Origin of the sequence: Photobacterium galatheae (assembly GCF_000695255.1) — a bacterium.
Classification (GTDB): Bacteria; Pseudomonadota; Gammaproteobacteria; order Enterobacterales; family Vibrionaceae; genus Photobacterium; species Photobacterium galatheae.
Genome location: NZ_JMIB01000021.1, coordinates 142898 through 156206 on the forward strand (window position 1 = coordinate 142898; position 13309 = coordinate 156206).

General features: G+C 43.6%; 6 protein-coding genes. All 6 read right to left on the bottom strand.

The window, feature by feature from the left end; all coding sequences use genetic code 11:
• Positions 1–231: 231 nt before the first annotated feature.
• Positions 232–5085 carry an OmpA family protein gene (locus EA58_RS10455; protein ID WP_036752202.1) on the bottom strand — a complete coding sequence of 1618 codons (4854 nt, stop codon included), beginning with the start codon at positions 5083–5085 and terminating at the stop codon, positions 232–234.
• Positions 5082–6254: a hypothetical protein gene (locus EA58_RS10460; protein WP_036752205.1), complete on the bottom strand. Its 1173-nt coding sequence runs from the start codon at positions 6252–6254 to the stop codon at positions 5082–5084. The genes EA58_RS10455 and EA58_RS10460 overlap by 4 nt, the downstream gene beginning before the upstream one ends.
• 3 nt (positions 6255–6257) lie before the next feature.
• Positions 6258–7685: a hypothetical protein gene (locus EA58_RS10465; RefSeq protein ID WP_036752208.1), complete on the bottom strand. Its 1428-nt coding sequence runs from the start codon at positions 7683–7685 to the stop codon at positions 6258–6260.
• Between the two features lie 849 nt (positions 7686–8534).
• Positions 8535–10283 carry a GMC oxidoreductase gene (locus tag EA58_RS10470; RefSeq protein ID WP_036752211.1) on the bottom strand — a complete coding sequence of 583 codons (1749 nt, stop codon included), beginning with the start codon at positions 10281–10283 and terminating at the stop codon, positions 8535–8537.
• Between the two features lie 271 nt (positions 10284–10554).
• On the bottom strand, positions 10555–11481 hold the full coding sequence (locus tag EA58_RS10475; RefSeq protein ID WP_036752214.1) for a ribose-phosphate diphosphokinase: 927 nt from the start codon (positions 11479–11481) through the stop codon (positions 10555–10557).
• Positions 11478–12986 carry a thymidine phosphorylase family protein gene (locus tag EA58_RS10480; protein WP_036752492.1) on the bottom strand — a complete coding sequence of 503 codons (1509 nt, stop codon included), beginning with the start codon at positions 12984–12986 and terminating at the stop codon, positions 11478–11480. Before EA58_RS10480 ends, EA58_RS10475 begins: the two co-directional genes overlap by 4 nt.
• Positions 12987–13309: the final 323 nt, after the last annotated feature.

Genomic DNA, 13309 nt, shown 5'->3' on the forward strand with positions numbered 1-13309 from the left:
CACTTTTTCATAGACTAATGGGACTGACACATTTCGAACCATTTTTATCAGTGGCCTCAATCATAAGCGACTTCAACCACCTCAATGATAAAGCTGAGTTGAGGAGAAAGATTCTTGAAGATAAGTCGACATGAAGCACACCATTTCTTGGCTGATGATATTCAAAAGCGCCCCCTTCAGAAGGCGCTTTCCTACCATCACCTGATTTTCAGATATAATTTCAACAATTGATTATCTACTAATCGGATGATTCACTGGGTTTACTTGAGGAGCAGGTCTCTCCAATATCATCGGTGCTTCAACAACTGTTGGCTGATTCTCGATCCAATCTTTCACAACGTCTTCTCTTTGGGTATTCGTTAAAGACCGCCATTGCTCTGCAGCAGTATTATCGACACCATCAGTTTGATAACTTTCCGGTTGTTTCACCCAAGGTTTAACCCAAGTCATATTTTTTATGCCAGGAAGAACAATGTTAATTTTATTAAATACTTTGAACACCTCAGAAGAAGAAAGGTCACTTTGTGATACATTCACAGATAGTTTCACTTCATCACTTTTCAGAACACAGCCAAATGGTCTTAACCCTTTCACTTTCAATCCGGTTGGCGAGGTATAAGAAATTGGCACTTCCATTGCGTATACTGCATAGGTTGATTTTTTATCTAGCTCTTCTTTATCACGCAATGCTAACCTGATGAATGACTCTAGTTCACTGCTATTCTTCCCTTTCACCTTATCTTTATTGGTGAACTCCCAATAAGCTCTGAAGGTTGGCTCCAAAGTGGGGTTAAAGGCGTAATCTCCCTGGTAATATGCACATGATCTATACATAGGACCCAGTGTTTTTTTGTCGTTTAGCACCTTTGCTGCATCCACAGTTGCAGCGCTAGGTGGCATTGCATTGACACCAATAGAGATCGCAAAACTATCATCAACTGTATCAACAAATGAATCCAATATACTATTATCTGCAATTTCAAGTTGCAGATTCATTGCAACTTTTTGCCAGTCCATTCGAGCTTTTTCGTATAAGTCACGGTTTGTTTTTTTGGCGAGAAACAAAATATAAAAAGACTGTGGATTTTCCTCAGATTGTTTATATTCTCTGCTAGTTTCATCCGACCAGATAGCTTTATAATACTTACCAGAACTTGAGAAAACCCTAATTCCTGATGCTGCTGTTCTGAATCCTAAGTAATACTTGTCGATACTATCTACAATAGGAACCACATTTTTTGATTTTGTATCGCTGGCTGATGTGAAAGATTCATTCAACAAGTCTTTTTCACGGAGAATCATCGCTTTTTCTCCAAAACTTGTCGGAATAGTCACAGTCGAACTGTTTTCCCCATGAACACCATATTTCAGTTCAGAGTCAAAATCATCAAGCTCATTCATACGATGATTCACCTCAGAATAAAATGGTGGCAGTTTGATTGAAACAGCACCTGTCTTCATCCATAAAGCGTATTCCATCTCTCGAAACCCACCGGTTCTCACATACCAATCGAAATTATCAACCGGCATTTTATATTGCTTATCAAGAACCAAGTCATAATAGATTTTCTTCAGAAAACCAATCGGATAATTCACGATTTCCTTTGCGATTCGACTTTTACTTGTCAATGGTTTCAAACCATGTATTTTGGCCTCACCAAATTGATAAAAGGGTACAAACTCAAAACCGAGTAAAGTTTCTTCATTTTTGTAATTATAATATTCTTTGATTCTTTCATGAGGATCAGATGAAAAGCTGTCAACTTTCATCGGTACAATCAGGGACTCGAATTTAGGTCCACTTACATCAAAAATACCATCAACTCTGTCATAACCTAGCTTCGCTGAAATCACTTCATTATAATTTAGTTTCAGAATCACTTGCGCTTTCATCTTATGAAAAGGACTAATTCTGTTCGTGCTATATGGGTTTCGCCAATAATCATACTCTTTCCAATCGTCACTATTGGGTTCGGCAACTAATATTCGACAAAAGCCAATGTCATTTTTTCCAATCGTTCTCTCTATGATCGAAAAGTTATTCGCAAATTCTTCAAACAGGCTTTCTTTTCCAGTTTCAAATAATTTTGTTTGGATTGGGAATACGCGATTAAATTTTGCTGATGCATTATTTTCGAAAACCTTACCTAAAATAGTCATGGGTAATGGCATCAAACGATTATATTTATCGTAGGGGTGATATAAATCATCCACTGTAAAGTCCCGGGCATTCAGCCAGTCCAGGCCTAAATTCGTTGTCCCTACTGTATTCAAAACCCAATCATCTTTCATCACATAGGTTTCTAAATAACCACTGACATCATATTGTTCCAGAAGGTGATTTGTAATTGTATGATGCTTCCCTTTAACCCATGCCAGAATGTACATCAGGCCATTCAGTGCAACGGAACGAAGATGATACCGCTTCAGAAGCTCCATCTTCGTACTTTCTTCATTCAGAAATTGAATCATGTCCTCGTAGTTTTTGTGAGTCCTATCTATCTGTACATTCACAGAATTAAATTCTTTGATTAAATCAATATTGATAAAGGACAAGAAATGCAGCTGATAAAGCTTCTGAAAGTTACTCCAATACTCATTTATTGCATGTTCAAACAGCAATGAATCGAGTACAGTTAATGCGGATTTCGCAACACCAGCGCTTTCTTTTGCAATTAAGATCCCACGCGCTGCTGGTGCAATAATCGGCATACGGGAAGCGATCTGAAGTAATCCGTCAAAGATCGCGAGGATCATATCAACTTCAGCATCATGTTCTTTCTTAATCGATGCAAGTGTTGCAAGCCTTCCTCTTTCAAGTGTCTGTGAACCGGAGCGACTTGGGTTGAAAACAACATCCAGTGATGAAATATAAATTCGAATTTCCACACGTCGGTTATCTTTTAACCTTGGATTATCCCGGTTAATTTCACTATCATCATTGGGTCTATATATTGGGACAGCGTCACCAAAAGCTTTTACAGTAATCGAGTTATGCAAAGATTCTGGAAACAAGTCCCTCGCATTGATTGCTCTTTTATGCGAAATGGTTAAGTTAATTTCTGGCATGCCCAGCTGACAAGCATGCCCTTCAATCTCAATTCTCAGTCTCGGCTCAGAAAATAAGGCGTCGGTTAGAACCTGAATCACCCCTTGGTTCTGGCTGAGATTTGTATCTCTGCTATTGAAGTTAAATAGGACTTTTATCCCCGAACCTCTTTCATCTGTTAACAAAGATGCATGACCACCACCGATATTTTGATTTAATATTTCGGTTGCCTTGAGAATAGCCTCATCAATTTTCGATGATTCTGTAGACAACGACTCTCGCCACACCGGAATATTTTTTAAATAATCAAATGCTATTTGATCAAGCTGCTCTTTCGTTCGTGCTGTTTCTTTTTGACTTTTAATCACTTTGCTTGATGTGTCATAAATTTTATAGACTGTCTGAGTCGTTTCAACTAAACCCACGCCACGACTTCCCCAGCCCGCTGTACCACTAGACCAGGTTTCTGATAAGCGACCAGACAGAGCAATCCAGTTTTTGCCTCTGATATCGTTTGAGAAATTGCCTAAATACTTTTTAAACTCTGCTACATCAAGAAACTTCTCGCTGAATAGAGATTTTAAACCGATTTTTCGCTTCATCGCATCGGTTTCATTGAAGTATAAATCGAACTGCGCTTTGGCATCTGCCACTGCAAACAGGCCGTAATATAATTCCCCCGTTGCTTTCATTGCTTCAGGTAATTCAGTATTTATATTCTGCCAGACCAGCTTACTGACTGTATTAAATGTTTTCAGTTCACCTTCTTTTTGAATCATCTGACTCCAGGTACCCGATGCATAACCACCTGCAATTTGAGTGGTCGTCGCAGCAACTGATTTCAGCGTCATCAAACTCTTGATGGCAGGACTCGAAACACCTTCGAGATCATACTTACCCGACAGATATTTTTTCATACGTCCCAGATATTGCGGGAACTGATAGATCAATGACTCTTCAAGTGAGATCATGTCACCACAGACAATTGCAAACTTACCGAGAGGGTTTTTATCTGATACTTTTATATACTCTCTTAGTTCATATTGATATCTATCATTAATCTGATCTCCAACAAAAGTGATATTCGCTCTGGATATAGATTCTGGTATTTTTTTATTAGCCATAAGCATTTTATCGAAAACAACAGTAATACTATAATATCCATCATTGAATGATTCTGGGTCTAAATGAAAAACCGCGCAAGGCTTAGTATTATCGTCAACATTCCCAGCCGTATCTGGAAGGATAACTTGCGATAATAAATTCCCCTTTAATAATTCACTTCCTTTTTTGTCATACTTTTGTAATGAAACTGTTGCATGCAAGTAATCCTTGTTTGAAAATACAACAACACAAGTAGCAACGCTGGGTACTAAAAACCCTTTAATATTTCTTTTTTCATTTACAATACGTTCTCGCCAGGCATTATATTTTTCTTTTTCATCTGTTAAGTTCCCTTGATCATCCTTTTTAAAAGCCGGAGCTAATTGTGATGGATGAATTTCAGTCACTGCAAACTCAATCGCTTCTGATGAAATCTTATCCGAGATTCCTTTAATTTCCTTACACAGATTTTCATAGGTCTTATTCCCTTGTGCTAATCTCATAAGCATATCAATGGGTGGGAATATAAGTTTATAACGACTTTGTGTTAAATGATGAACCGGACTGGTATGATTTAATATACTTTCTGACTCCGATTCACCTTTCTGACTTCCGACACTTAAAGAACACAGCCTATAATTAGCATCTGTTGCCCAGAGCTCTCTTTTACCACCAGTTGATTCAGAAACAACAGGAATAAAAGATAATGGCCGAACATTTTTTAATCTAACACTTTCAGTATTATCTGATAATTTATGAAATAATTCATATTTTTCGCCAATTTTAGATTTTGATTTATCAGCAGATAATTCATCCTCAGAATTAGATTCATTTTCATCCGCAGATGTTTTATCATCAGAACTAGATTCGACTTTATCAAAAAATGCAGAAAATATATGGTAATTCGATGACAGCTCTAAAACATTACTCACTTGAAAACCTCAACATTCTTAAAAAAGTCACCATCATTTGCAAACTCGTTATATAAAGAACCTTCTGATGCAGTATGTCCTGTACCAATTTGAGACCACTTCATATAATGCCCATCAAATTCTTTTTCATTATTCAGCTTAAATACAGCTGTTGTTCCTGAGCCAAACTTCACATAATTAGCACCTAAGCCAAGCATTTCAAAATAGCTATATCTTCCGACTTTATTCTTAATTATATTTTCTGCATTAAACGTCTGACGATAAGTATCGATCAGATACCTTTTCGTCCATGTCTCAACCCAAACATATTTCCCAGTTGGACTAATTGTTCTTTTCCTAAATATTCGTGATTCTATATCCCCTTCCGTATTTGGTATAACTGAAGATATTAGTTTGTTTCTTTTCTCATCATAAATGCCTACACCAAGAGAATCGACAACATACCTTTTTCCATCATATATTATTGACGCCTTACTGAAATTTACATCAACCTCTTCTATTTTTTTTGTGGATAAGGTATATTTCCATTTTTTCCATTTGTCACTAAAGTAAAGATAGCTACTGTCTTCTGCCCATAAAAAATTAGTTGTTTCACGATATCTTCCAAGCTCGGTGTATTCTCCAGTCTTCAAGTCCTTGATGACTTTGAGAACACCTTCCTCTGCACCATACGACAGTGCCAAATATCGGTTATTGGGGGACATTTTTATCGACTGGACTATTCCGTTAAATTCATCAGCGACTAAGCGTAAGTCGGTCCCGTCAGTTTTAATACTCCACACTTTATCTCTACGCTCATAGAAATCATCTTTAGGAGCATCACCACTTTCACCATTATCCCAACGAAAGACGACGCGAGGTAAGTCATAAGAAGATTGATTGTTTAAATCTTCTTTTGGCCACTCTTTCGCCTTATAAATATAAAATGTTGGCTGACTGCTTCCATCCACATAGCGAATATAATTATTTTCAGTGATGTAAATTCTGCCATCATCCCAATGTTGAGCATTTTTTTGATCAACAATACTCATTGGTTTTGCTGGCTTTCTCTCTATCACCGCACTCTTTGTGGCTGAATCATCTCTGGAATTCAAACGTGAAACAGACTCCTGTTCACATCCGGATAGTAAAATTCCAATGAAAACGCTTAAGATTATCTTTTTTTTCATTTTTCACCCCACTGACCCAGCCAGCAAACTGGCTATGGTCACTTCTTTATAAATCACAACTGGATCGAAGTTTTCATTTCGAACCGAACTTCGAATCAGGCTGACTTTTTCAACCTTGTCGTGCCAACCTGAAAAGCATATTTCTCTGTACTGACTTTTATCACCGATAAAATCACAGCTTCGCAGATATCTTCTTTGCGACCACTGCCCTTCTACATCGATTAACTCAAAATAATCGTCCGGTTGATCGATATGTGCATTCACATAATATTTAAACCGAATGTCTATGATAGGTGGATTCAGAATCACCTGTGCTACATTGCAACCGACCTGTTTTCTTAATGCGCTATATCTGAAATCTTTGTCAGTGATAGAGTCAGGCATGGTCAATTCTTTCACAGTCGTATCATTTGAAACAAAGCACTGATTTTTGCTGTAAGAATCTAACCCTGTAATTTCAACACATAATTGCTTGTAGTCTTTTTCCAGATTCTGCAATTGGCTGGCCGATTGTTGATGAATAAAATGTGCTGCATGAAGCGTTTCAACAACGCCATTCACTTTATAAGGTAACCAGATGTGAGGCATAACTCTGCCATCTGGCTCTCGCTTCGTTGCTTTCCCACCTTTACGTGGGCTTTCCTTTGTCGCAAAGGTGAATTTTCTGGCTGGTTCATAAGTTGGAAGAACTACCTCAACTTCTTCAGAAGTCAGGTTTATCACTCTTAAATTTCCCATGCCATCTAGGCTTTGCTGGGTTTTAAATTCTCCATTTTCATAGATTTCAACCAAGTCAAAGGAATATCTTGTGCCCGTCTCTTCATTCATCAAAGAGATATCAAGATGTCGAGTCGCGGTACTCTCCATACTCGCTAAATCGCCTTGAATCAATAAATTGACTTCGCTAAAGTATCCATTGGAATTCACTTTAATTTCGCGCCAAACCTTGCCACTGCGTAAGATATAAATATATCCTTCATCATACAATTTAGCTTTTTCAGGATCTTTTTCGCCTGATGCAGGATACATTGGAATCACTGGAACCAAAACCGTATCCCATTCAGGCATGTCATACCCTTTTGACACAGGCATAATGTTTTCAGCCAGCAACAAACTCACGGGTGTTTTTCCTGCCTCACCCGGAATAATCAGATACAGATGCTTCGCTTCATTCTCAAGGCCATTAAACTCTGCAATACTGCGATGTTCCGTCTTCAAATCCGCCTGAGGTTTCTTAATTTTTTCGCATTGCATCTTTGTTTTTGAGAGATACAAATACGCACTATTGTCTGGCCATTGCCCTGCCAGTTCGACGACGATTTTATGTTCAGGCTCAATCTCACAGGTTTGCGTGGCAATCTCTTCAAACTTTGGCTTCGTATAATCGAAAATCTCCGGGTAACTCGCTTTGGGATACTTCTCTTTTTCCATCTAAGTCTTCTCGTTTTTATCACACTAACGCAACAGAGCCGCTTTTTTACAGGAGCACACGAATACAAGGAGCGCTATGCACAAGGCATAGGGCTTACAGGCAGTTCGCATGAAAGAAAACAAACTCCTTGTCCGGTCCTGAAAGGACCAGACACCAAATTGTTTGGTGTGAGAAGAGATTTTGATAATCCAATTAATGTTCAGGATCTGTAAACGGTACATCATGATGACAGTTTTCGAGGCGTTTAACGTGTATTCATGCTGACTGTCACTTGCCGATGCCACACTCATGATTACACCTGCCAGAGGTTCACTATTTGATTGTCCGTTCAGAGAATGAACAATGCGTGCAGTCGTCCACACATACAGCGAAAAACCCTAACAGATTGAATAACCTAATCAACTGATTTAATAGGTTGCCTGTCTTCAAAACATCACTTTGTGGTATTGAGCCAAAAAATCCGTTTTCTCTTCTCACCGAATGGCTTCACTACTTCTCGGGCTACCACCGTTCACACGACTCGGAAAAGATATGATGCAAGTCATGATGACGAAAGCGGATGCATAAGCAGCATCCCATTCAGGCGACCTCAATCGCCCCAAAGATAAAATTCATGATGATGCATAATGAATCCACCAACCAAATGTTCAAATTCTCTTCATAACATTTTATCGAGATTCATCATCAGGCTGGAAAGCTGAGTGGAGGAAAGATTTTCTGAATACGTTCATTCGTGGTGAATGAGTGATTCTGTTGCTGATCTTCAAAAGCGCCTCCCCTTCAGAAGGCGCTTTCATGTCATCACCTGATTTTCAGGTGCTATTGCTTAGATGACGACTTCTGAGGCACTACTTGCCGGACAACTTATCTGCCAGATCCTGTGCCAGTGCGACCATGGTCAGGGTCGGGTTCCAGGAGCCGCCCTGTGGCCAGAGTGCGCCACCGGTGACGTACACATTGTTCGCACCTTTGAACCGGTAGTTCAAATCAATCGGGGCGTCTGGCTGAGTACCAATGTGAAGGGTCGAACTTTCATGGACAGGGGCATCGACACGAATGGCGGTTGAGCCAGGGCGAACTGAAGTCCAGTCCCCTTCATCCGGAGCGCCATGCCAGTATTGCACCGCTTCTTTGCCTTTCGGCGAGAGCACGGTTTCGAGAATGCCAAATGTGGCTTCATCCATCGCGGTCCAGGTCTCTTTATCTTTCCCGTTTTCTTCAATCTGAAGCAGCGAATTGGTGGTGATGTTGCGATCCTCCGGGTTGCCTTTGAACCAACTGCCCGGATTGGTGTAATCCAGTTCGCCAAGTACGGCACAAACAAACACCACATAGTCTTTCGAGGACAACAATTGCGCCATCGACGCCGTTGCCACCACATCCGGCATGTAACGCAGTGCTGTGGATGAGTTCACAATCGGGTTCTCATCCGACAGAGCCGACAACTGGATATGATATTGTTGCTCGAAACTGTTGTTTGCGACACCAGCCACGTAGCAAGCCCCCAGTTCCAGACTGCCCCAGTCACCGTTTGGATCCAGATCCGCCTTCGGCACGCGTGCAACTATCGAGCTGATGAAGTGCGCAGAGAAACGATCGCCCAGTCCGGGATAATCCGGGAAAGAATTTCGAAGCAAGGTCGTTGGGGGTAATGTGCCCATCGCAAGGATCAACTGGGCCGAGCCCAATGGTAAAACACCTCGGGAGGTTTGCAGCGCGGTGGCTTGTGGCGTGCCATCGACCGATTGCTGAATAATATGCTCAACAATGCAGTCTGTCACGATATCCAGTTTGGCCCCCGTTCTGGCCTTACTCCGCGCAGCCTGAACTTCAGCCAGTTCCAGAAGACTACCCGGTGTCGAAAACTTCTGGAAATCAATACCGTTTACCCTTTCCGATGCTGACGCCAGTGGTGCAGCTTCCGTACGATAAATGCCGTTCACTGAGGTGCCGGACTGTTCAAGCATATGCTGAATCGTCCGTTGCAGCTCACCGTATACCGGGCGATTGTCCGCAATGAAAGCCTGCTCAGCTTTACTGCGGCCTGCATCAATCTGATCGGCCTTTTGTACTCGGAGCAGCGTTTCAGCCGATTCGAAATTCCTTCTGGCCGCATCAATCGTTTCCTGTGGCCATCCGGCAAACTCATCATCATTGGGTCTCGGACACCAGGCACTCCACAAGGTAGATCGCCCGCCAAAGAAAGGAACCATACCATGTTGCCAGTGAATTGTGCCGGCCAGCCCCAGCTGATTTTTGGCCGACATCGTCCAGGGAAAGGTCTCCGACAATCCACCTAACGTATTTTTAAACGGCAGCGGTAGATTCTGAAAATGCTCCGGTAAAAAGAACGGGCCACGTTCGATGATTAAAATACGGGCGAACGGATCATTCTTCAGAGTGCGTTCGGCAAAGGCCAGCGCACAGAAACCTGTGCCGATTACGACAAAATCATAATCATTTTCTTCCCGTGCCTGTTTCCATTCTGCATTCGACAGGAAAAAGACATGATCCATCACTTTTTGTCCGGTCGGACTCTGCGGCCCTGGCGTCGGATATCCGTATTGCAGTTTATTACTTGCAGCAGCAGTTCCCATAGAGAAAATCCTTCTTTGAAATGTCAGTCGATCACCGATGACAAATGACAGGTAAACAGAAATGTCATGACGATAATTTCAGTCCGCAAAACATGCCTGCAGTGCATCATGAATAGACAAGAAATCTGAAGAAGGACAATTCCATGGTGCAAAGATCGCGGTGATTGCACCAAAGTAAAAGGTCGGTTCTATCTCAGGGAAATGTTTGAATAAAAAGTTACATCGAAACGTGAAGCCAGGAAGCGTTTAGACTTGATCCGTTGAAATCTTCTCAGCCCGTGCTCTCCTTCAGTTGAAGCAACGCCATCACAGCCGGGAGTAACTGCGGGGTGATATCAATCGCGTTCGTCGGGTGCGGAATCGTATTGGTTGTCACCAGTTGACTCAGCCCGGCGACGATCAGCGCTTTATCTGAGTCATCGGCAAAAATACCATGGACCGCGGCACACTGAATCTTGTTGATCCCACGGGACTGAAGTGCCTGAACACACTGCAAAATCGTCTGACCGCTGGAAATCACATCATCAATAATCACGGCAGTTCTGTCCCGGCAGGATTCAATATCCGGCAAAATCACCTCAACATGTCGATCACCGAAGCGGTGCTTTTCACCAATCACATAGGGATGCTGACTGAGCCCGGCGATCCTTGACACCCACTGTTCACTTTCACTGTCCGGCCCAACCAGCAACAGGTGATGCTTCGTCGTCAGCCACTCGGCAAGTGCGGGCGCGCCCTGTACCACCCGACAGGGCACCGTGTAAATTTCTTCTAAAGCATGATAACGGTGCAGATGCGGATCAACCGTGACCAGCCAGTCGATATGTCGTGACAAAGACGGCGCAAAAATCCGGGAAGTCACCGCCTCGCCTTCGGCAAACCGGCAATCCTGACGCATATAACTCAGATACGGTGCAATCAAACCAACCTGTGCAGCCCCCAGCTCACGCAGTGTTTCCAGCAAAAACATCAAGGGGAGATACTTTTCGTCGGGATGCGACAGGTCTGCAACTACGATGCAGGGTCTGTTTTCAACCGTGGAACATACGCGCAGATAAGACTCCCCATCAGGAAACTGCCGGGTTTCAAGATAGCCTTGCTGTGCATCCAATCCAGCGGTCAGGGGGTCAAGCAGTGGATGGGGTTTCAGCGAGAACACCAGTGGTGCTTCTTCTTTCAACGTTGTGCTGTGACTCATCGCGCGACCTCAATGGTAAAAATTTCGGACTGGCGATAATACGACATGGCGTATTGCTGCTCCCCGGCGGTATCTGAATACAGCGTAAACAGTGGCTCTCCGATCTGAATGTTGTCGCCGACACGCTTGTGAAGCCGCACCCCGGCCGCAGCGGTCGCCGGTGCTCCGGCCAGCTTAGCCAGTCGGGAGAGTTGCCGGTTATCAATCGCGACCAGTGTTCCCGTGATCTGCGACGTTTCTGTATGCTGATATTGCGCTTCAGACAGATTTTTCATCCCGCCCTGTGCCGCTAAAATTCGCTGAAACTGCTGCCAGGCTTTTCCTTCATCTAAAATTGCCGTGGCCCGCGCCAGCCCTTGCGCGTATGTCTCCTCAAAAGCAATGGCAAACAAGTGCGCCGCCAGAAACAGAGCACGGTCTCTCAGATCTTGCGGTGCAGTGTCGCTGCTCTGTAACACCGCCAGCACATCACGTGCTTCCTCAACCGGACCAATTCCGGCCCCGATCGGCTGGCTACCGTCTGTGATCAGGCAACGAATGTGGATACCGCAGGCCTCTCCAACCTGCGTAAACAACAATGCGAGACGGTCGGCATCTTCCTGCGAACGAACTTTCGCCGTGGGGCCAACAGGAATATCAATCACCACATGGGTCGAACCGGCCGCGATCTTTTTCGACAAAACCGAGGCGATCAGTTGTCCTTCTCCATCCAGATCCAGCACACGTTCGATACGAATGAGCAGATCGTCCGCCGGACTCAGGTTCACCGCCCCACCCCAGGCCAGACAGGCATGAGTTTTTGCAACCACACGCTGAATATCAGCCAAATCAAGATTTACGGGGGTCAGCGCTTCCATCGTATCCGCCGTGCCTGCTGGCGAAGTAATCGCGCGTGAGGATGTTTTCGGGATCGTCAGTCCCGCCGCACTGATGATCGAAACCACCAGCGGTGAAGTCCGGTTACCCGGCAAACCGCCAATGCAATGCTTATCAAAGACCCGGGGCTGACCCGGCCAGTACAGCCGCTTTCCGCAAGTCACCATGGCCTGTGTCAGACCGATAATTTCGTCAACATCCAGACGACTGCCTGCGCACACACTCAGAAAACTGGCAATTTCTATATCCGAATACCGGTGTGCGCTGATGTCTTCAACGACGTCCTGAATTTCCTGATGTGTCAGCCGGTGACCAAAAATCTTTTTCCGGACCGCCGCCAGAGACGTATTGACCGGCGCATGACTCACTTTGATCGCCACCCCATCAATGACATTCAGTTGATGCATGGCAATTTTAGACAGACCCGCGCTTTTTGGCGGCAGCACCTTATCATCCACCACATTCAGGGTGGCAATCATGCTGTTTTTCCCATGCGTCAGCAAAATCCGGCTACTGGCCGTGAAACCTTCCGCGCGACAGATATGGCAATCACTCCGCATATACGCCACCGGCTCCTGGTGCGTATCGATTCCCATATCGACCACGTAAAGCTCATGCACCTGACTCATGATTTTCCCCTGTCTCATGTCCATTTCGATTGATTTTCCATTGTCATCGAGCGGTTGATAGCCTCTCCGTTTCGGAAAGCCTCCGTTTCCTGAAACATGACGCTTCCCAGAGGCTTATAGGCTCAGTATAGGCTCCGGTTTCAAAAGCAAACCAACTCATTGTTATTCAAACAATGCTACCGTATGCCAGATCGCAAGAAATGGGACTTACCTATCGTTCTCAGACGATCAATCAAAGAAAAGACAACTGGATTCTATGTATCCCGCAGAAAACAATCACCACCACGAGCAGCGGTGGTTGCGGATGGCAACAAAACAGCCTG